General features: G+C 65.8%; 19 protein-coding genes. 9 read left to right on the top strand and 10 right to left on the bottom strand.

All coding sequences use genetic code 11. From position 1 onward, the window contains the following. Positions 1-26: 26 nt before the first annotated feature. The 3 genes from LH407_RS10735 to manA all read right to left on the bottom strand — a co-directional run bounded on the left by LH407_RS10735 (position 27) and on the right by manA (position 3,376). Positions 27-1,391, bottom strand: a complete 1,365-nt coding sequence (locus LH407_RS10735) for a polysaccharide biosynthesis tyrosine autokinase (protein WP_322133997.1) — start codon at positions 1,389-1,391, stop codon at positions 27-29. A gap of 146 nt (positions 1,392-1,537) precedes the next feature. Further along, the gene (locus tag LH407_RS10730; RefSeq protein ID WP_322133998.1) at positions 1,538-2,161 is read right to left on the bottom strand and encodes an arsenate reductase/protein-tyrosine-phosphatase family protein; all 624 of its coding nucleotides are present in this window, start codon (positions 2,159-2,161) and stop codon (positions 1,538-1,540) included. A gap of 54 nt (positions 2,162-2,215) precedes the next feature. Continuing rightward, positions 2,216-3,376 carry a mannose-6-phosphate isomerase, class I gene (manA, locus tag LH407_RS10725; RefSeq protein ID WP_322133999.1) on the bottom strand — a complete coding sequence of 387 codons (1,161 nt, stop codon included), beginning with the start codon at positions 3,374-3,376 and terminating at the stop codon, positions 2,216-2,218. Positions 3,377-3,494: 118 nt separating this feature from the next. On the opposite strand from manA, the gene LH407_RS10720 reads away from it, so the two are divergent. Both LH407_RS10720 and LH407_RS10715 read left to right on the top strand, forming a co-directional pair. Continuing rightward, positions 3,495-4,676 carry an acyl-CoA dehydrogenase family protein gene (locus tag LH407_RS10720; protein WP_322134000.1) on the top strand — a complete coding sequence of 394 codons (1,182 nt, stop codon included), beginning with the start codon at positions 3,495-3,497 and terminating at the stop codon, positions 4,674-4,676. A gap of 22 nt (positions 4,677-4,698) precedes the next feature. After that, the gene (locus LH407_RS10715; protein WP_322134001.1) at positions 4,699-5,814 is read left to right on the top strand and encodes a glycosyltransferase; all 1,116 of its coding nucleotides are present in this window, start codon (positions 4,699-4,701) and stop codon (positions 5,812-5,814) included. Here the strand turns inward: LH407_RS10715 and LH407_RS10710 are convergent. Continuing rightward, positions 5,811-7,277: a sugar transferase gene (locus tag LH407_RS10710; protein WP_322134002.1), complete on the bottom strand. Its 1,467-nt coding sequence runs from the start codon at positions 7,275-7,277 to the stop codon at positions 5,811-5,813. The genes LH407_RS10715 and LH407_RS10710 overlap by 4 nt on opposite strands. 81 nt (positions 7,278-7,358) lie before the next feature. Here LH407_RS10710 and LH407_RS10705 point away from each other — a divergent pair, with 81 nt between their 5' ends. Both LH407_RS10705 and LH407_RS10700 read left to right on the top strand, forming a co-directional pair. Then, positions 7,359-8,705, top strand: coding sequence for an O-antigen ligase family protein (locus LH407_RS10705; protein ID WP_322134003.1), 1,347 nt, complete (start codon positions 7,359-7,361; stop codon positions 8,703-8,705). Next, positions 8,702-10,006 (top strand): O-antigen ligase family protein, encoded by a 1,305-nt coding sequence (locus LH407_RS10700; protein WP_322134004.1) that lies wholly within the window; start codon positions 8,702-8,704, stop codon positions 10,004-10,006. The genes LH407_RS10705 and LH407_RS10700 overlap by 4 nt, the downstream gene beginning before the upstream one ends. Positions 10,007-10,013: 7 nt before the next feature. Here the strand turns inward: LH407_RS10700 and LH407_RS10695 are convergent, their stop codons facing one another. The 4 genes from LH407_RS10695 to LH407_RS10680 all read right to left on the bottom strand — a co-directional run bounded on the left by LH407_RS10695 (position 10,014) and on the right by LH407_RS10680 (position 14,159). Then, complete coding sequence (locus LH407_RS10695; protein ID WP_322134005.1) at positions 10,014-10,952, bottom strand: GDP-mannose 4,6-dehydratase; 939 nt, start codon at positions 10,950-10,952, stop codon at positions 10,014-10,016. Beyond that, positions 10,949-11,938: a GDP-mannose 4,6-dehydratase gene (locus tag LH407_RS10690; RefSeq protein WP_322134006.1), complete on the bottom strand. Its 990-nt coding sequence runs from the start codon at positions 11,936-11,938 to the stop codon at positions 10,949-10,951. The genes LH407_RS10695 and LH407_RS10690 overlap by 4 nt, the downstream gene beginning before the upstream one ends. Positions 11,939-12,034: 96 nt before the next feature. Next, a complete protein-coding gene (locus LH407_RS10685; RefSeq protein WP_322134007.1) occupies positions 12,035-12,994 on the bottom strand; it encodes a hypothetical protein in 960 nt (319 codons plus the stop codon). 64 nt (positions 12,995-13,058) lie between these two features. Continuing rightward, positions 13,059-14,159 (bottom strand): glycosyltransferase family 4 protein, encoded by a 1,101-nt coding sequence (locus LH407_RS10680; RefSeq protein WP_322134008.1) that lies wholly within the window; start codon positions 14,157-14,159, stop codon positions 13,059-13,061. Positions 14,160-14,177: 18 nt separating this feature from the next. On the opposite strand from LH407_RS10680, the gene LH407_RS10675 reads away from it, so the two are divergent. The 3 genes from LH407_RS10675 to LH407_RS10665 are packed head-to-tail and all read left to right on the top strand — an operon-like array spanning position 14,178 to position 16,213. After that, complete coding sequence (locus LH407_RS10675) at positions 14,178-15,077, top strand: glycosyltransferase (RefSeq protein WP_322134009.1); 900 nt, start codon at positions 14,178-14,180, stop codon at positions 15,075-15,077. Between the two features lie 57 nt (positions 15,078-15,134). Further along, a complete protein-coding gene (locus tag LH407_RS10670; protein ID WP_322134939.1) occupies positions 15,135-15,857 on the top strand; it encodes a glycosyltransferase family 2 protein in 723 nt (240 codons plus the stop codon). Continuing rightward, complete coding sequence (locus tag LH407_RS10665; RefSeq protein ID WP_322134010.1) at positions 15,854-16,213, top strand: DUF2304 domain-containing protein; 360 nt, start codon at positions 15,854-15,856, stop codon at positions 16,211-16,213. Before LH407_RS10670 ends, LH407_RS10665 begins: the two co-directional genes overlap by 4 nt. Before the next feature lie 4 nt (positions 16,214-16,217). Here LH407_RS10665 and LH407_RS10660 read toward each other — a convergent pair whose 3' ends face one another. Then, complete coding sequence (locus tag LH407_RS10660) at positions 16,218-17,282, bottom strand: NAD-dependent epimerase/dehydratase family protein (protein WP_322134011.1); 1,065 nt, start codon at positions 17,280-17,282, stop codon at positions 16,218-16,220. Beyond that, positions 17,279-18,514, bottom strand: a complete 1,236-nt coding sequence (locus tag LH407_RS10655; RefSeq protein WP_322134012.1) for an acyltransferase family protein — start codon at positions 18,512-18,514, stop codon at positions 17,279-17,281. Before LH407_RS10655 ends, LH407_RS10660 begins: the two co-directional genes overlap by 4 nt. 70 nt (positions 18,515-18,584) lie before the next feature. Between LH407_RS10655 and LH407_RS10650 the strand changes: the two genes are divergently transcribed. Further along, positions 18,585-20,315, top strand: coding sequence for a hypothetical protein (locus LH407_RS10650; RefSeq protein WP_322134013.1), 1,731 nt, complete (start codon positions 18,585-18,587; stop codon positions 20,313-20,315). A gap of 100 nt (positions 20,316-20,415) precedes the next feature. Continuing rightward, positions 20,416-20,802 (top strand): nuclear transport factor 2 family protein, encoded by a 387-nt coding sequence (locus tag LH407_RS10645; RefSeq protein ID WP_322134014.1) that lies wholly within the window; start codon positions 20,416-20,418, stop codon positions 20,800-20,802. Positions 20,803-20,860: the final 58 nt, after the last annotated feature.

Genomic DNA, 20,860 nt, shown 5'->3' with positions numbered 1-20,860 from the left:
TGTCTCCTCATCGATCCGGGTTCGTCTCACGCCTTGTCGACGTACTCGTAGCCATACGTGCCGTAGGAGTCGGGACCCCGCGTTGGCAGCATGTTGATGACGAGTCCGAGAACGTTGGCGTGAATGTTCTGGAGTTGTTCGAGCGCTTGACGCAGTTGGGGTGCGCGCACGAGCCCCACCGCGCAGACGAGGAGTGCACCGTCGGTGATCTTGCTGAGGATCGCACCGTCGGTGACGGGCAGCAGGGGTGGTGCGTCGATGATCACCTGGTCGAAGTTCGCGCGGATGAGGTCGAGAAGCGCCATCATCGAGCGGGAACCGAGGAGTTCGCTCGGGTTCGGCGGATGCGCGCCCGCCGGGAGCACCCAAAGGTTGCCGCTCTCCCCCCACGGCTGGACGACGTCTTCGAGTGTTGCGGAGTTGATAAGGACATCGCTGAGGCCCGCGCCACCCTCGATGGCCATGTAGTCGGCAACACGAGGGCGCCGGAGGTCGGCGTCGATGAGGAGCGTGCGCTTGCCCGATTCGGCGAGCGCGATCGCGAGGTTTACCGCCGTTGTCGTTTTTCCCTCGGACGGGAGAGACGAGGTCACAACGTAGGCACGGTGGTCTGACTCGAAATCGATGAACTGCAGGTTGGTGCGGAGTGTGCGGAAGGCTTCGGCGCGGGAGCTCTGCGGACCACTGTGGATGATGAGTGGGGCCTGAGCCGCGGTGGGGTCGAAAACGAAACCGCCGACGATCGGCTCATCCGTCACCGCGCGAACGTCGCGCTCGCTGTGCAGACGCGTGTCGAGTGCCTGACGAATGAAGGCGAACGCGAGACCGAGTGCGAGACCGAAGATCGCCCCGATTCCGAGGTAGAGCGGGATGACGGGAGAGCTCGGCTCGCTCGGAACCGACGCTCGCTTGACGAGTGTGAGGTTCACGAGCGAGCCCTCACCGCCGACGGCCTCCTCGAGTTCGTCGACGACAACGTCGCGCAGCGAACGCGCTACGGCGTTGGCGAGGTCCGCTGCCTCTTCGGGTGATTCGTCGGTGACGACAATCTCGATGAGGACGGTATCGGGCACCACGCGAGCTGAGATCGACGAAGACAACTCCTCGGCGGTGGTGTCGAGATCGAGCTCGGCGATGACCTCGTCGAGCACGATGGGGCCGCTAGCGACCTCGACGTATGACTGCATGCGCTGCTGCGTGTAGCTACCGCCCTGGAACGCCTCGATCGCGCTACCTGCCGACTGGGTGGCGACAAAAACGCGCGACGCCGCCTGGTAGGTCGGCACCGCGAGGAACGCGAGCGCGCCCGAGATGGCCAACCCGACAACGAGGAAGACCGTGATCCCGATCCATCGACGACGGAGGGTGTCGACGTAGTCCCTGAACTCCAAACAGCATCTCCCGGTACGCAAGCCTGGCCGGCGGGAGAAAAATCCCGCCCAGAAGATGCCCTTTGCGTAGCTGTAATGCTGTTATTCATGTACCCCGCCGAAGCGAGGAGAGTCCCTAGACGAGAGTGTATAGACGGGGTCTCGCGTCACGCAAATGAACGGAGCGTGTCCACGATTGATGTGCTCGATGCGGAGATGCTGTCGGCAACGCGGCGGTAGACCGCCGTGCCACGGTTGTACGGGTCCTCGATGTCGAGATCGTCGGGGCTCAGCTGGGGAGCCATCGACCCGCGCAATCGCGCGGCAAGAGCAGTGAGCTCACGGAGGTAGGCGGTCACGTCACCGTCGAGACGCGGAGCCACATCGGCGCGTTCGGCGCGGATGAACTGCAGGATGCGAGCGTATTCGGCCAGCGTGAACGCGCGGGTGGCGACCCGCGGCGCCAGTCGAACCGCGGCTTTTCGGTGGTCGCGGGTGAGGCCGAGCACGAGGTCGGCCGTTGCGAGAGTCGCCGCGTCGAGCGGCACGGCAGCGTGCTGCTGAGCGGGCAGACCCAATCGCTCGAGCTCGACGAGCGTGTCATCCGGAAGCGCCCTGCCCGCGGTCGCACGTGTTCCGGCACTTGACACCTGAATCGACCACAGCTGCGGCGCGTCACGCTCGAGGAGTCGACGCAGGAGACGCTCGGCAATCGGAGAACGACAGATGTTCGCCGTGCAGACGACAACGATGGAGAAGCGTTCGGCAGCGGACACCGGTGACTCACTCACAGAGATAGAAGCTCCTCGATCGACGGATGTACCCCGACGATCATAGGGGTCAGGTCAGGCAACGGTCGCGACGACGAGCTGGCCGGAGCCGTCAACGATCAAATCGCCCTCGTCGGGGGTGATAAATACGGCATCACCCCGACTGACTGTCGTTGATGTCGCACCCGAAAGAACGAAGGACCCCGAAAGGCACAGCGCGATCGCCGGACCGTCGAGCGGACACGGGCCGGAACCCTCGAACTCGATGAGAGCGAATCCCGCACCCTCCGGACGGAATACCCGGACATCGGGGACCGGCACCTCGGGAATCAGCAGCGGAGCCGAACGTGGCGTGAAATCGAGCACGGAGAGCAACTCCGCGACATCCACGTGCTTCGGGGTGAGACCCCCACGCAAGACGTTGTCCGACGCCTCCATGAGTTCGATGCCGACACCGTCGACGTAGGCGTGAATGTTGCCTGCAGGCAGAAAGAGCGCCTCACCCCGCGCGAGAACAACGTGATGCAGGAGGAGGCTGATGACGATGCCGGGGTCGCCAGGATAGAGCTCGGCGAGCCGCCGTTGAAGCTCGAGGCGGGCATCCGTCTCTGCCAGTCGGCTGACGGCCGCGATCGCCTCGGTAGACCCGTCGCCGCGGGTGATGAGCCACTCCACGACGGAGCGCAGTGCGCCGTCGTCCAGGCGTTCAACCAGGTCGGCGAGCACGGCGCGGTCCTCCCCCGGTGCCGACGCGACGATCGGTTCGAGGTCCTCCCTGACCTCCGCTATCGGTCGGAAGCCGCACAAAGCCTCGAAGCGATCGCTCACCGCGAGAATGAGTTCGGGCTTCGCGTGCGGGTCGCGATAGTTCCGCTCGGCGGCGGACAGCGGGATGCCCGCCGCGTTCTCTCGCGTAAAGCCCTCCTGCGCCTGAGCCGTCGTCGGATGAGCCTGCAGTGACAGCGGGGAGGCCGCGGCAAGCACTTTGAGCAGGAACGGAAGCCGAGCATCCTCGTTCCCCACGGCGCGTGTGGGGTTGCCCGCGATCCACTGTGCGAGATCGTGGGCGCCCTCACCGTGGCCAGGATCCAGGAGAACACTCGGGGAGCCGTGATGAGCCCCCAACCACAGTTCGGCCTCTGGCGCGCCGGAGGGCTCACGACCGAGCAGCTCCGAAATGAGACCGTCGCTCCCCCACGCGTAGTCTCGCGGCTCGTTGGTGATGCCTACAAACATCCGCCACCTTCCCCTGTGCGCATTGGATCACCCTAACAACGGTGTGGAAACGCCGGGTTTCGGCCTGATTGAGTAACGCTGGCGCAACGCCCTTTCACCCAGACCACCGGAGCCGACGATGACGTTCCCCACCCTCGATAGTGACTTCTACGGCTTCGAGAGCCGCCTTCGACCCGAGGAGCTCGACAAGCTCGTTGCCTTGCGCGAGTTTCTCGAGTCGACGGTGCGCCCTGTCGCGAACGCGCTGTGGGAGCGCGGCGAGATGTTTGGCCCCGAAGTTCATCGGGGGCTCGCGGACCTCGGCATCTACGGACTCGCGTGGGAGGAGACACGACCCTTCGAAAACTCGGCCGTGTTCCGCGGATGGGTGGCTCTCGAGCTCGCTCGCGTCGACGCGAGCGCGGCGACACTCGTCGGGGTGCAGAACGGTCTCGCCATGGGTGCCATCGCCCAGTGCGGCAGCGCTGAGCAGCGTGCCGAGTGGCTGCCGCGGTTGGCCTCGGCCGAACTCATGGGTGCCTTCGGTCTCACCGAACCGCTCTCCGGGTCGGATTCGGCTCAGGGCCTGCGCACGGTAGCGCGACGTGACGGCGACTCGTGGGTGTTGAACGGCTCCAAGCGCTGGATCGGTAACGGGTCGATCGGTGACATCACGGTCATCTGGGCGAAGGACGCCGAGGACGGTCAGGTCAAGGGGTTCATCGTGCCGCAGGATGCCCCCGGTTACAACGCGACCGCGATCCCGGGCAAGGGTTCGCTCCGCATCATCCAGAATGCTGACATCACCCTCACCGACGTTGTGGTTCCGGAGGCAAATCGGCTGCAGAACGCGAACTCTTTCCGCGATACGGCCGCAGTGTTGCGCCTGACGCGCGCCGAGGTCGCCTGGGCTGCGGTCGGCAACTCGATCCAGGCCTACGAGGCGGCCGTCGCGTACACGAAGGAGCGGATCCAGTTCGGCAAGCCCATCGCCTCACACCAACTTGTGCAGGAATTGCTCGCCAAGAGCCTCGGCAACATCACCTCATCGATTGCCCTCGTCACGAGGGTGTCGGAGATGCTCGACGAGGGCACCCAGGGCGACCAGCACTCGGCGCTGGCCAAGGAGTTCACGACCAGCAGGATGCGCGAGACGGTCGCGTGGTGCCGCGAGGCTCTCGGCGGCAACGGGATCGTGCTCGACTACGGCGCGATGCGCGCGTTCGCGGATGCCGAGGCGCTCTACTCGTACGAGGGAACGCGGGAGATGAATACCCTCATCGTTGGCCGGGCGATCACGGGCAAGGCGGCTTTCGTCTAGCCACCCCTCTAGACTCGTCCGCGTGCCCGGCCTGATCGCCCACGAGTGGATCGAACCGTTCGGTGGCTCCGAGAACGTGCTCGAGGCCATCGCCGCGGAGTTTCCGGATGCCCCGATCCTCACGCCGTGGCTGAATGCCCCAGAGCGCTTCCCCGGCCGAGAGGTGCGCGAACTCTGGTTGGCACGGTCGCCGCTGCGCGGACGCAAGGCACTCGCGATGCCCGTTCTAGCTGGCGCGTGGCGCACCGCCATCGATCCGACCGAAGAACTCGACTGGGTGATCGCGAGCTCCCACTCGTTTGCACACCACCTGCACCCGCGCGGGCGTTCCCGCGACGCGGCCAAACTCGTCTACACGTACACACCGGCGCGATACCTGTGGACACCAGAACTCGATGACCGCGGGTCTGGCCCTCTCGCCCGTGCCGCTGCGCGTGCACTGCGCCCCATCGACAGGGCGCGGGCATCCGAGGCCACGGCCATCGCGGGCATCAGCAATTACGTCGCCGAACGTATCGCCGCGACGTGGGAGCAGCCCGCGAGCGTTATCTACCCACCCGTCGAGATCTCGCGCATTCAGTCGGTGGCGGATTGGCGCTCGCGCCTCGGCGACGACGGCTTGCGTGTGATGGATTCACTTCCCGAGACGTTTGTGCTGGGTGCATCCCGTTTCATCCCCTACAAGAGACTCGATCTCGTCATCGCGGCGGGAGAGTCCGCCGGCCTGCCGGTGGTGCTTGCGGGGGCGGGACCGGAGGAACCGCGTCTTCGCACCCTCGCGGAGGCGGCCCGCGTGCCGGTGACGTTTGTCATCGAACCACCCAATGAACTCCTGTACGCGCTCTACGCCGCGGCGACCGTGCTCGTATTTCCTCCCGTGGAGGACTTCGGGATCATGCCCATCGAAGCAATGGCGCTCGGCACCCCGGTGGCCGCCAATCGCATCGGCGGTTCGGCCGAGACCGTCGCGGAGGGCATCTCGGGTGTGCACTTCGATGCCGACGACCCCGCATCGGTCGCCGATGCCGTTCGCCGTGCGAGCGACCTGCCGAGAGAACCCATCGTCGAGTGGAGCAGACGGTTCTCGCGTGAACGATTCTCGGCCGAACTTCGCGAGTGGGTCGCCGCGAACGCCTAGTGGGCCCCCACCCGCAGTAGCACGGCACGCGCCGTTCGGAAGAGGATCACGAGATCGTCGGTGAGCGACCAGTTCTCGACGTAGTACAGGTCGAGTTTGACCGCCTCCTCCCACCCGAGATCGGATCGTCCGCTGATCTGCCATAGGCCCGTGATACCGGGTTTGACGAGCAGGCGCCGCGCCGCGTCATCCGTGTAGAGCGCCACCTCGGCAGCTATTTGCGGTCGCGGCCCCACGAGACTCATGTCGCCCTTGATGACGTTGAAGAGTTGGGGCAGTTCGTCGAGTGACGTGCTGCGCAGAAACTTGCCGAGTCTCGTCACCCGCGGATCGTCGCGGATCTTGAAGAGTGGCTGGGTATCGAGATCCTTTTCTGCCAGGAGCGACATGAGCTCCTCGTCGGCACCGACCGTCATCGAGCGGAACTTGATGATGCGGAAGAGGGAGCCACCGAGACCGACCCGCTCCTGCGTGAAGAACACCGGCCCGCGACTGGTGACCTTCACAGCGATCGCGATGGCGATGAGAACCGGTGACAGGAGGATGGTGAGGATGATGGCCGCCGTGAAGTCGAAGAGGGCCTTGATGACCTTCGCGCCACCCTCGTAGCTCGGCGACTCGACGTAAATGAGCGGAAGACCCGCAACGAGTCGGGTGTGGATCCTCGTTCCGGCGATGTCGGTGATCGAGGGCGCGACCATCAGATCGATGCCGGTTCGCTCGAGCTGCCAACTGATCGAGCGCACCGCCGACGGGGTCAGTCCGTGCGAGCCGGCGAGGGCGACAACGTGGGCGTCGGTCTGCCGAATGATCGCGGTCAGGTCGGAGATGGAACGGAAGACGGGAACCCCCAGCTTTGCCACATCGTCGGGTGACTCGGTCGGAACCGTGAGACACACCCCGACGACCTCGAATCCCGCGTAGGCGTGACGGCGGAGTTCGTCGGCGAGTTCCGTGATGGATCCGGTGGACCCCACAACGATGAGGCGGACCCTGTAGAGCCCCGTGAAGCGCTTCTCGCGCAACCACTGCCGCCACAACCAGCGACCCAGAAGGATCAGGAAAAGGCCAACCGGAAACGCCGTGATGATGAAGCCGCGAGCGATATCGATCATGAGCAGGAGGCTCACGATCGCCACGAGACCGAACAACCGCACCGTGGCGTCGGCCGTGCGCGCGTACTCCTGCAGTCCGGAACCGACGATGCGGGCATCCCTGGTCCCGAAGACGTGGAGGAAGATGAGCCAGCTCGCCGCGAGAACGACACTCACCACGAGGTAGGAGATACCGAGGGGCAGCAGGTCGCCGCTGGCGAGCTCCACGGAACGTGTACCGAACCAGAGCAGGTGCGACCCGCCCACGGCGACGAGCACCGCGAGCGCGTCGGTCAGAAACAACTGACGCGTGTACATGCGCACCCACTGAGCGCGCGCGGGGCGCTCAGTGGCTCGGGGATGCACCATTGCGAGACTCAATTCCTGGGGTCGGTCAAAGTCACGAGTTGTCCTCCATGATCATAGGTGCCGGTCGTCTAGCCTTACGGAATGCGGTTCCTCAGCGACCCCCGGTGGAGATCCGGTTTTCTCGTCCTGGTTCTCCTTCTGGCCATGGCACCCGACGCGTGGCGACTGTCGGTCGGATGGTGGGTGTTTGGGGTTGTTTCAGTGCTCGTGTTCCTCGCGTGCATCGTCATCCTCATCGCGCAGCGCGGTCGGTGGCGCATCAGCGAGCTCCCCTACCCGCTGCTCGCGTTCCTCGTGCTTGCGACGCTGTCGATCCTGTGGTCGCACTACCCATCAGCGACCGCCCTCGGGCTCCTGACGACGTGGATGCTCGTGGTCGCGGGTGTCACTCTCGCCGTCACCTACTCGTGGCCCGAACTCCTCCGCGGGCTCAGCAGGGTGCTGCGTTTTGTGCTCGCCACGTCGCTCCTTTTCGAACTCTTCGTCTCGCTCGTCATCCGCGCCCCGCTGCTTCCGCTGACCCAGCAAGTCAACGCCAATCCGGAGGACTACGACGGCCGGATCCCTCCGCTGCTGTACTGGTCGCGCAACGAACTGTTCGAGGTGTTCGACGACGGGAGAATCCAGGGCATCGTCGGCAACTCCAACCACCTCGGATTCCTGGCCCTTCTCGCCCTACTGGTCTTCGCGATCGAACTCGCCGACCGACGGCGGCGCCGTGCCGCGTCGATAGCCTGGATCGCACTCGCGGTGGTTATGCTCGCTCTCTCCCGATCGGCGACGGTGACCGTAGCCCTCGTCGGCACTCTTGCGATCATCGGCGTAGTCCTTCTCCTGCGCAGGCGGGATTCTCCGCGAGCGCGCACCATCACCTACGCGAGCCTCGCGGCGGCCGGCGCCCTGGTGACGACCGCGGTCATCGCCTTCCCGGCGGCGATCATTCGAGCGCTAGGTCGCGACACCGACCTCACCGGCCGGTTGGACATCTGGGACAGCGTCATCGCCCTCGCGCAGCAACGTCCTGCGTTTGGTTGGGGCTGGGTGAGCTATTGGGTTCCGTGGGCCGATCCGTTCCACGACCTCGCGTTCAGCAACAAGGTGCGTATGTTGCAGGCCCACAATGCGTGGCTGGATGTGTGGTTCCAGCTGGGAATCGTCGGGCTCATCGTCTTCGCGGCCCTCGTGATCTCCACCCTCGCCCGAACGTGGGCATTCGCCGTCGACCGCCAACAGGTGGTACCGGGGCAGCCGCTCAAACACACCGCACTGACGCTTCTCCCGTTCGCCATCATGGTCGCCCTCATCATCCAGAGTGTGGCCGAGAGCAGGCTCCTCGTGGAGTTCGGCATCATGTTTCTCACGCTCATCGCGGTCTCCACGAAGCGAAATGAGCCGCTCATCGAGCAACCGCGGGACGCGCGCGAATGACGGGTCAGCGCGAGAAACTCCTGGGAGCAGCGCTCGACTTCCTCGGCGCGCCGAGATTCGTTACGGCACTCACCACCGCGATTGTCGGAGTCGCCGTCCTCGCCTTCCCGATTCGCCAGCTGAGCGGCTGGGCGGGCCTCATCGGGGCGCTCTCCGTGCTCGTACTCCTGGCCGCGGCATCCCTCATCGCCCGCTGGGGCACCCTCGAGTGGAGGGGTCTGCTGCCGCTCTCTCTGCTGGTGTTTTTGGGGTGGACGGCGATCACGCTCGTGTGGAGCCAGTACCAGTGGGTGAGTCTCGCCGCCCTCATCTATCTGCTGGCCTTCACCGTCCTCGCCTTTTACGTCGCACTGTTGCGGGACACCATCCAGATCGTCCGAGCCTTCGGCGACGTGCTCCGGCTGGTACTCGGGATTTCGATCGGCATCGAGATCCTGTCGGGTGTGCTCATCGACGCGCCCATCCGCTTTCTCTCCGTGCAGGGTAACCTCGCCGACCTCGGCCCGATCCAGGGCATCCTCGGCAATCGGAACGATCTCGGCATCGTCGCCGTCATCGCACTCATCACATTCGGCGCGGAACTCGCCACCAAGTCAGTGCCGCGCGGGCTCGCCATCGGTTCCCTCATCGGGGCGGCGTTGTGTGTACTGCTCACCCGATCGCCGATCACCATCGGTGTCGTCATTGTGGTGGCCATCGCGACGGGGCTTCTCTACGCCCTTCGGCGAGCGCCAGCGGAGAACCGCCGCTACTGGCAGTTCGCCCTGCTCGGTGTGCTCGCGATCGGTCTCGTCCTGGCCTGGGTATTCCGTTCCGCGATCATCACCGTGCTCGGAGCGACCGAGGAGCTCACGTACCGCCTCGACGTCTGGTACCGGGCATTCGAACTCATCTCGCTACATCCACTCGAGGGATGGGGATGGATCGGGGCCTGGCGGATCGACCTGCCGCCGTTTAATCTCTTCGCCGATATCTCGCCGCGGTTCGAGACGACCGCCTCCGGCGCGCTCGTCGACCTCTGGCTTCAACTCGGCCTCGTCGGTCTCGTCATCTTTCTCGCGCTCGCGGGACTGGCCGTCACCCGGTCGTGGCTCCTGGCGTCGGCCCGTCGCAGCGTCGTCTACGTGTGGCCGGCCCTGGTTCTGATCGCCCTGCTCGTCAACGCCCTCGCCGAGAGTTCGATCCTCGTGGAGTTCGGCTGGCTCGCCTTCGTCGTGTGTATCGTCAAGGCCGCCAACCAGCTGAGCTGGCGCCAGGCCTTCGCCCGACTCGATAACTCAGAACCGAACCGCGACGGGTAGGCCTTCTCTAGCGCAGTGCTTCGAGGTCGGCATCCACCATGGCCGCGACGATGCCCTCGAAGTCGACGGTGGGGCGCCATCCGAGCACCTCGCGTGCATGGGAGGAATCACCCAGTTGCTGCGGCGCGTCCCCAGAACGGAGGAACTCGTCGCTCACACTCACCACACTGCGCCAATCGTCGATGCCGACACGCGAGAACGCGGCAGCCACGAACTCCTCGACCGAATGAGCAACACCGGTCGCGATGACGTAGTCGTCGGGCGTCTCGGCTCGCGCGGCCCGACGGAGGGCATCCGCGTAGTCGGGGGCCCAGCCCCAGTCGCGCCGAGCGGCGAGGTTGCCGAGTTCGAGACGGTCCTGGAGGCCGAGTGCGATACGCGCGGCACTCGCCGTGATCTTGCGAGTCACGAACTGCTCGGGGCGGCGCGGCGATTCGTGGTTGTAGAGGATGCACGCCGACGCCCACACTCCAGCAGTGCGGTAGACGTTCACGAGCGAATGCGCGTACGCCTTCGACGCACCGTAGGGCGACGTCGGTCGGATCGCGGTGCGCTCGTTCTGCGGAACTTCCGCGGGGATACCGAAGATCTCGGCAGACGAGGCCTGAACAAATCGCACGGGATGCCCGGAGTCCGCAAGTTCGCGCAGCGCCGCGAGCATCTCCGCCACCGCGACGCCGTTGATCGCCGCGGTGACGGCAGGTTGCTGCCAGGACCCGAACACACTCGAGATCGCCGCGAGATTGTACACCTCGTGCGGCTCGACCGCGCGGATGAGCTCGGCGATACCGGGGGTCGAGAGATCGATCGAGTGCAGCGTGGCGCCGGGCACCGCCTCATCCGACCGCAGGGCGGTGCCGTGGACTTCGTGACCCTCGGCGAGCAGTTGCTCGGCGAGGTACGACCCGTCTTGGCCCGTGATCCCCGTGATCAGGATTCGGCTCATGACAGTCCGGCGAGCTTCTTCTGTTCCTCGACGTCGGAGTTCACCATCATCGTGACGAGCTCCGTGAAGCTCACCTTGGGCTGCCATCCGAGCTTCTCGCGGGCCTTGGTCGAGTCACCAATGAGAAGGTCGACCTCCGCCGGTCGCATGAACTGCGGGTCCTGGCGCACGAGCGAGGACCAGTCGGTGACCCCGACCGCACCGAAGGCCGCGTCGAGGAGGGTACGGATGGTGTGGGTCTCACCGGTCGAGATGACGTAGTCGTCCGCTTCATCCTGCTGCAGCATGAGCCACATCGCCTCGACGTAGTCGCCGGCGAAGCCCCAGTCGCGACGGGCGTCGAGGTTTCCGAGCACAATCTCGTCCTGGAGGCCCAGGTGGATTCGAGCGACCGCCTGGCTGACCTTGCGGGTGACAAACTCGGGGCCGCGGCGCGGCGACTCGTGGTTGAAGAGCACTCCGGAGGAGGCGTGCATACCGTAGGACTCGCGGTAGTTGATGGTCATGTAGTGGCCGTAGACCTTCGCGACACCGTAGGGCGAGCGCGGCCAGAGCAGCGTGTCCTCGGTCTGCGGTACCTGCTGCACCTTGCCGAACATCTCCGAGCTCGACGCCTGGTAGAAGCGGACCTGCTTGCCGGTGGAGCCTTCGTAGAGACGCACGGCCTCGAGGGCATTGAGCACACCCATGCCGGTGACTTCGCTCGTGAGGTGTGCGTTCTCCCACGAGTACGCGACGAAGGAGATGGCACCGAGGTTGTAGAACTCGTCGGGCTGTGCCGTGTCGAGGGCGCGGATGAGGCTCGACAGGTCGGTGAGATCACCGGTGAGGATCGTCACATCCGGGATCAGCTCCTCGAGGAGAGGGCGCTTGGGGTTGTTCTGACCGCGCATGAGGCCGTAGACCTCGTACCCCTTCGAGAGGAGCAGTTCTGCGAGGTACAGACCGTCTTGACCCGTGATACCTGTGATGAGAGCGCGTGTCATCTACCATTCCGTTCGTCGTCGCGTGGGTAGGCAGAACGCCCCCCCAAGCACACACCGTACTAGATGAAAGAAACCAGGATGTTTCGCGGTCACCCGTCAGTAGTGCGCGATGATCGACTCGAGTTCTGAAACCACCTCGGCAGTGAGCTCCTCAACCGTTGACCCCTGATCGGGGGACGCGTCCCCGGCGCGCGTCACCTGGATCATGGTGCCGTCGACGGTCGCGAGCACGTCGAACGAGCCGTCGCCATATCGTGTCAGCGCGCTCCCCGCGCCGGCGACGTCCACGGGCACCCACGGCGACTTGTGGTACTGCTCGGGGAGTTCGGCGGTCAGAGTGGGCATCGCCCAGGCTCCGCCAGGGAGCACACTGAAGTATCGACCTTCGGCGGCGCACAGTCGGAGTCCCGCCGCGGCAGCGTCGGCAGACAGGGTGGCGGGATCCGGGGCAAAACCGCTCGGGCATCCCTCGAATTGCGCGGTGTCTGCGGGCGGAGTCCACGGAGGGTTCGTTTGTGTTGCCGCGGAAACCGCCGAGGTCACCGACGCCACGAGGGCATCCCACGCCCCCGCGTCCACGGTGGTGTTCGCGTTGGGCCCCTGTGTGGGCCATGCCCGGACGAACAGCCATCGCCTGTCGAGTGCAACCTCGCACGATCCCGTGTCGCACGTGGATCCGATTGCCGGGTCACTGAACGGGCCGTGAGTGCTGACCGAGAGGGAGAGATCTGCGGAACGGTCTGGCTTCACGCCCGGCGGAGTCCACTGACACGTGAGGGCTCCCCCCTGCACGGCCGCGACGGTCGAGATGCTCGTGAGCTGCCATGCGGCGGGCGCGAGTTCGACCGGGTAACCGAGCAGTGCGACGGCATCGTCCGTGGAGATCAGGTCGGCGCAGGAGAGGGCCAGGGTCGGGCTGGGCTCCGCCGGAGCAGAAGGTGTCGGAGTCGGCGTGACCGTCGGGGTCGCGGTCGAGTCGCTCGGGCTTGAGGCCGCACAACCGGAGAGAACGAGGGCCACGCCGACGGCGACAACCCCGAAACGAAGAGCGTTCATATCGCGAGGATACGTCAGAACGAACCGCCCTCGACGTGCGTTCCCGCCACTCGTTGTCGAGCCGTTACGAACGCGTTTCGATGGCTCGTTCGTACGCCTCGACGTGGCGCTCGACGCAGCGATCCCACGTGAAGGATGCGGCGCGAGCCAGTCCCGCCTCGAATCCCGCGTTGCCGCGATTCAGCGCCTCGAGGATGCCCTCGGCGATGGCATCGACACTGTGCGGGTCGAACAACACTGCCGCGTCACCGACGACCTCGGGCAGGGAGCCGGAGTGCGCGACCGCGACCGGGCATCCCGACGCCATGGCCTCCAGCGGCGGGAGACCAAATCCTTCGTAAAGACTCGGGAAGGCGACGAGCGACGCGGTTCGGTACAGCTCACGGAGTTCGTCGAGGCTCACGAGCCCGCGACGATCCACCCACTCCGGAAGCTCGCCAAGCTGGTCGAGGGCGCCACCCGTCAGCACAAGCGTGAGGTCAGGGTGCCGCTCGCGCACGATCTGCATCGCCTCGACGAGTCGCGCGTGGTTTTTGTGAGGCCAGCCGCGTGCGGGAAACAACACAAACGGCTCGCGCTCCCCCGCGAAGGGCACAAACTCGCTCACGTCCACACCGAGGTGTGCGACAACAACACGATCGGGGTCGATGCGGAGTTGCTCGACGATCCGTGACCGACAGAACTCGCTCACCGTGATCACGAGGTCCGCCTCGCGCGCTGGTGTGTCGTAGAAACGGCGCCGGAACGCGAGTTCCGACCGCGAAAAGAGGTGCGGCAGGTCGAGGTGCTGCACGTCGTGGAGGGTCACGATCCACGGTGTGCCCTTGGGCGGCCGCGGGGCGGGGACCGTGAACGGGTAGTGCACAACGGTGCGATCGCCCCACGAGCGACGGATGCCACGCCCCTTGAGCATCGCGGACGCGAGCGTCGACAGCCTCTGAGCCGTGGAGCCTCCGCCGTCGAGACCGGGGACCGCAACCTCCGGCAGTGGCGCGCTGAAACCCGCGGCCGCGTCCGGAACGACGGCGACTGCATCCACTCGATCGTTTGCCGCCAACCGCGAAACGAGTTCCCGAGCGTAGGTCTCGCTGCCGCCCATGCCACCGCGCACGAGGGTGAGCATGGGGATGGCGACCCGCGGCACGGGCACCGCGGGAGCAGACATGGCGGTTAGCCTAGCCGAGTGACTCTGGACATCATGATGCCGTTCTGGGGCCGCTTCGACCACTTCAGGATTGCCGTCGAGAGCGTGCTCGCGCAGACCGACGGGGACTGGCGTTTGACCATCTTGGATGACCAGTACCCCGACCCGGAGCCCGGTCGCTGGGCACAGACGCTCGGCGATGAGCGGGTCACCTATCTCCGCAATGACGAGAACTTGAAGCCGAGCCGTAACTACAACAAGGCAGTCTCGCTCGCCACCTCGGAGTTCGTGACGATCATGGGCTGCGACGATGTCATGCTGCCGGGATACGTGCGGCGGGTGCGGGAACTCATGGCGGAGTTTCCCGACGCCGACATCATTCAACCCGGCGTTCGTGTCATCGACGAGAACGGAGCGGTGACCACACCGCTCGCCGATCGCGTCAAAGCGCTCTACCGCTTCGGCGGCACCGGCGCGCGGCGCTTCAGCGGCGAGCGCCTCGCCACGAGTCTGCTGCGCGGAAACTGGACCTACTTCCCCTCCCTCGCCTGGCGCACGTCTCGCCTTTCCGGCGGTTTCCGCACCGACCTCGATGTCGTTCAAGACCTCGCGATGCTCCTGACGATCACCTTCGACGGTGGAAACCTCGTACTCGACGACGAGATCGTCTTCGAGTACCGCCGACACTCGACGAGTCTGTCGTCGGTGACGGGTCCCGACGGATCGAAGTTCCGTCAGGAGCGTTCGTTGTTCGAGCAGGCGGCGGCCGAATGTGCCGCACGCGGATGGCATCGGGCGGCGCGGGCGGCGCGCATCCACGCCACCTCCCGGTTGAATGCGCTCAGTGAACTGCCCGGCGCGATCCGGCACGGCAACAGGGTGGGACGCTCGACCCTCACCCGCCACGTTCTCGGCCTGCCCTACCGCAGCGCCGAGTAGGATCGGCGGGTGACTTCCGCCCCCGTACCGTCCCCGTACGCGAGCACCCTCATCGTGATGCCCGCCTTCCACGAGGAGGCGTCGGTCGCGGCCGTGGTGCACGAGGTACTCGAGAAACTCCCGGGTGTCGGGGTCCTCGTTGTCGACGACGGATCGACGGATGCCACGACCGCTGTGGCACGCGCGGCCGGTGCCCGTGTTGCCACACTCCCCTTCAATCTCGGTGTCGGCGGGGCGATGCGCCTCGGCTTCAAGTACGCGCTCGCGAACGGCTACACGACCGTCGTGCAGGTCGACTCAGATGGTCAGCACGATCCGTCCGGTGTGCCGGCCCTTCTCGCCCAGTTGGACTCTCACGACGTTGTGCTGGGTGCGCGCTTTGCCGGCGAGGGCGACTACACAACCCGAGGCCCACGGGCCTGGGCCATGAAGGTACTCGCATCCATCCTCAGCAGGACGGCACACACGAAGCTCACCGACACAACCTCGGGCTTCAAGGCATCCGGCCCCCGTGCGGTAGCCCTTTTCGCGGAGCACTACCCCGCCGAGTACCTCGGCGACACCATCGAGGCGCTCGTCATCGCCGCTCGCGCGGGGCTCTCGATCACACAGGTGCCCGTCGCGATGCGACCGAGGTCTGCCGGTGTGCCATCCCAGAACTTCGTGCGGTCGGCAATCTACCTGGCGAGGGCGGGAGTGGCCCTCGTGTTCGCCTACATTCGACCCAAGTCCGCGTACCGGGTGACCGGTGCCGTGACGGCGACGGGAGCACAAGTATGAGCGTGGCCAGTTACGTTCTCGGGATCGTCTCGGCGGCCCTCATCCTCATCGTCGTTATCGAAATGCTGCGACGTCACCGCCTTCGCGAGCGTCACGCGATCTGGTGGGTGGTGGCCGGCGTGCTCGCGCTCGTCATCGGAATTTTCCCCTCGACGCTCGATTGGGCTGCGGGAGTGCTGGGGATCCAGGTGCCCACCAACCTCGTGTTCTTCGTGGGGATCGCGATCCTCTTCCTCGTGGCGCTCCAATCGAGCGCCGAACTGACGAAACTCGAATCCAAAACACGCACGCTCGCCGAACAGGTCGCACTCCTCGAGCTGCGCATCCGCGAACTCGAAACCCCACCCAAGGACTGACGGGCTACAGGGGCCGCGTCGCGCCGATCCAGTCCTGGAGTGCTGCAACACCCTGCGTGAGGGAGACGGTCGGCTGCCAATCCAGCCACGTCGTTGTCGCCGAGATGTCGGCCGACGCTGCGCGCACGTCCCCGTCGCGGAACTTACCGACCACAGTCGGCTCGGGCGCCCCGTAGTAGTCGGCGATCGCCGACGCCATGTCGTGGATGGTTGTCGCCACCCCGGTGCCGACGTCGAGCACGGGGCGCGCGTCATCCGGACCCGCCGCGAGGGTCGCGGCGATAGCCCACGCCACGTCGTCGATGAACACGAAGTCGCGGATGATCTTGCCGTCCTCGTACAGCGGGATCTGCTTGCCCTCGCGCGCCCACTGCGAGAAGAGCGACACGATACCCGTGTAGGAGTTGATGAGGGACTGACCGGGGCCGTACACGTTCTGCAGCCGGAGGATGCTCACCGGGACTCCACGAGCGCCGCCCCACGCCGTGAGGAGGTTCTCCTGAGCGAGCTTGGTCGCGCCGTACACACTCGTCGGAGCGGGCGGCGTGGTCAGCGACGACTCCGGTACGGCGACCGCATCCGGGAAGTCCCACTGGCCGGCCTCGAGTTGTGCGTGGGAGCGCATGCCGGGCTGGAACACCGTGCCATCCGCCCGCTGCCACGTGCCCTCGCCGTACACGGCACGACTCGATGCCAGAACGACGTGCGACGGAAGGTGGCCGGAGCGCCCGAGGGCATCGGTGAGCTCGGTAGTTCCGACGACGTTCACGCGGCTGTGGCGGCTCGCCTCGTCGAGGGACTGCGCGGTTCCCGTTTCGGCGGCGAGGTGGATGATCGTGTCGGGTCGTGTGTCGGCCAGCAGGGCATCCCAGGCCCCAGGGTCGGTGACATCCGCCACCACGAGTTCGGCGGACTCATGCAAAGCGGCCGGTCGCTCTGAGCCTGGGTGCACCTGCGAGTGAAGCGAGTCGAACGCGATCCAGCGGTCAGCGCTACTGACCAGCCGATCGGCGAGCGCGCAGCCGATGAATCCCGCGCCGCCCGTCACGAGCACTGTCCCCAGAGTCACTGTCCTGCCTCACCGGCGGGCCTACGCCGCGCCTTGCTGTACTGCCGTGCCTTGTCGAACCAATGCCGCACACCCTTGCCGGGGCCCCACGACTTCAATCGCATGGCCCATTTCTCGACGCCATGCCAGCTGAGCCAGGCGAAACCGAAGGTGATCAGCAGCGAGAGTGCGACGAAAGGAACATACCCGAGGCGGTAGGCGCCCAGGTATGCCAACACCTGCTGAACGAGAAATCCGTAGATGTAGACGCCGTACGAGTAGTCGTTCTTTTTGCCGATCCACTGCACACGAGCGGGGAGTCTCGCCGCGAGGTACATCACCAGGTAGGCACCCGCGATGGTGCCGACAACGAGGAACCCGCCATACCGCAGGCTCACGAGGAGCACGATCGCCGAGAGGATGCCCAGGCGGTCGTCGAACGGCACCGTTCGTGAATACACGGCGAGTGTCGAGCCGAGGAGGAAGGTGAAGGTGAGCGAGATCGCGAAGGGGTCGGCGAGCTGCGGCACCACGAGACCAACCCACTCGAGGTCGATGATCGCGAGGATCTGCAGCACCAGGTAGAACGCGGTGAGAATCGGCACGAGGATACGTGCATTACGCAGGATGCCGAACAGCACCATGACGGCGATGATGAGGTAGCAGGTCCACTCGTAAATGAGCGTCCAGATCGAACCGTTGAAGACGCTCTGCCCGGCGATCTCCCCGTACGGGGTGGTCGTCGCGAGCAGATCGTGAATACCGTAGGCGCCGATGTTGAGGGTGAAGTTGGCGACGAAGTAAGTCACCCCTCCCCCTGGCGTGAAGTACCCGGCCAGTTCGCGCCCGTAACCGAGCCACCAGATGAGCGGGGCGATCACAAAACCGGTGACGAGCAGCACCGCCCAGTACGCGGGGAAAATGCGCAGCGTTCTGCGCCACATGAACTGCACGACATCGCCGGACATACCGCTCTTGGCGATGAGGTAACCGCTGATCGCGAAAAACCCGCCGACGGCGAGCGAACCGAGGGAAGCCTGGTCGCGCGTGAGCTCTTTGACCGGGTCGAGACCGAATCCGCCGAGCGGGAAGGCGTGGTCGAAGATGACCGCAGCGGCAAGAACAAGACGGATGAGACCGAGGGAATTGTTGTTGCCGTTCAGCGCCTGAGAAAGCGACACGATCGCCCCGGAGCCCGGGGGAACAACGGGGGTGGCACCGCGTTCGAGGGAGGAGGTGCCGGCCGAACTCACGCCCCCATGCTATCGGGAGGGGTATCGCCGCCCGCGGCGGCGTGGTCGGGGCGCGGATAGGCTGTCACGCATGATGGTGGCCGTCTGGACTGTCGGGCTGCTCGCGCTCTGGTCGCTCGCGATCCGCCGCACGAGCGCGCCCGCGGCAGCAGGATTCGCGGTCATCGGGCTCCTCGGAGTCGAACTCGTCATCCTCCTCGTCTCCCCCCACCTCGGGGTTCCCCTCCCGTGGCTCGAGGCTGCGGTGTGGGCCGCCGTTGTGCTCGTCGCGATCGTCACGGCGGCGCGTGCCGGGGTGACGGCGCCGTCGAGACGCGCACTCGCGCTGACCTTGGCCGCGGCATCCGGGGGCCTGCTCGTCATCGCTACGGCCGTGCTGGCTCAGGTGTTGCCGGGCGCCCTGCACATCGCGTGGGCCATGAACTCGGATTCGGTCAACGTCATCGTGTTCTCACGCGAGATCCTGGAAGCCGGCGGAATCGTGCCGTCGGGTACCGGGTCTCCCACCCCGTTGCCGTTCGGCATGGTCGCGTCGGCCATGGCACCCGGCCGGAACGATGTGTCGGATGCTGGCCTCGCCGGTCACGATGTGGCCGCCCTCGCCGGCCTCTGGGTTTTTATGCTCGCGGTCTGCTGCCTCCTCGCCGGAGCAATCGTTGCGCGATCGGCGACTCGCCTTCGGACCCCCGTCGCAGCCATCGTCACCGTCATCGCGTCACTCCTCGGCACCACGTGGTTTGTGCTCGGCGTCCAGTTCCAGTACGGGTTCGTCACGACATCCTTCGCGCTCGCGCTGCTCCTGTCGGTGTGGCTCGTCTACCTGGACTCCCCCCGGCACCCCGTTGCGTCGCTTGCAGCTCTCATCGTTGCCGCGGCTGCGCTTCTCGCGGTCTGGAGTCCGCTCGTTGTTGTCGTCGCGCCCCTCGGTGTGCTCATTGCGGTGCGCTCGCGCCGCGAGATCCTCCGCGCCGGGTGGCGACGGATGCTCGCACCGATCGCCGCGATCGCCCTGGCCGTCGGTTACCTCGCCGCGGTGAGCATCCCGCAATACCTCGCCGCGTCGGCCTTCCTCGCCGCAGACGGCGGATTCCCGACGATCGGCCCTGCGACGATCGTGAGCGCGGTCGGTCTCGTCGGTGTACTCGCCGCCCTCTCCGCGAGGTTCGCGGGCGAACGCCGGGTGCTCTCCGGCGTTCTCGCGATGGTCATCGGTTTCGCGCTCGGTCTCGGGTTCCTGCTTGCTCAGCGCGTCGGGTTCGAGACCACGTGGGGCTACTACCCGGCGAAATTCGGCTGGACGGTGAGCATCGTCTTCCTCGTGATCGCACTCGGGGCGGCCGCCTCTCTCCTGGAACACCTCGCGGCCCGTCGCACCGAGATCATTGCGAGTGTTTTCGGCACCGTGCTTCTCGCCGGCCTCGTGTGGTCACCCGGCGAACCGCAGGACCCGATCTCACAACTTCCGCTCGTCGAGATCGTGGGTGGAAACGCGTTCGGGCTCACCAACGAGCAGGCCGACACGGTGCTGTCGTTGAGCGGCCGCGAGAACGGTCAGGACGTGCTGTGGCGAACCCCCTACGATTCGTGGGGCAATCGTTGGCTCCTGCAACTCGACGTCGATGAGTTCCACACCAACCCGGTGAAGGCCTACGCGTATCTGCCGTCCCTCTCGGCCGGCGACGTGTGTGCGGTCATCGACCTTCTCGGCACGGATGTCACGGTGCACACCGACGACCCGAACGCGGAGGCCGACCTCGACGCCGTCTGTCCTGGAGCTGCCACGGTCGTCATGGGACGCTAACGCGACACGTTTGTTCCGCCGTGTTTCGCCCCGTTGCGCGGTATTACGCTCGTGCTTTCGTCCGTCCGGTCGGGCGCTTAGCGTCGTCGTGGAGGAGATCATGCTGAGCGATTCTGACCGTGCGGAGATCGCTGACGTCATCGCGATTTACGGCCACGTCGTCGACGATGACGCGTGGGACCGTGCGCATCTCGTGTTCGCCGACGACTTTGTTTTTGACTTCAGCGAGTTCGGGCGCCCCAACCTCAACGGGGTCGCTGAACTCCGCACGGCGCTTCGCAATCGCAAGGTGTACTCCCACCACTCGACGAACATCGTCATCCAGGAAGCTCCCGACGGTACGGCCCGCGTGCGCAGCAAGTTCATCGGGTTCTCCAACGAGGGCCCGCCTATTTCGGGCGACTATCGCGACGTCTTCGTCCGCACGAGCGCCGGCTGGCGGCTGTCACGCCGCCGCAGCTCGGTGCGAGACCCGCGCTTCGACTAAAAGCCCCCGTGAGGTGCCCAGTTCGGTGGGTTATTTTGCTCCAGCACCCACCGAACTG

This window comes from Antiquaquibacter oligotrophicus, from assembly GCF_020535405.1.
Taxonomy (GTDB): Bacteria; Actinomycetota; Actinomycetes; order Actinomycetales; family Microbacteriaceae; genus Rhodoglobus; species Rhodoglobus oligotrophicus.
Note: the sequence above shows the minus strand (reverse complement) of the source record. Positions and strands in the feature narration are given on the sequence as shown.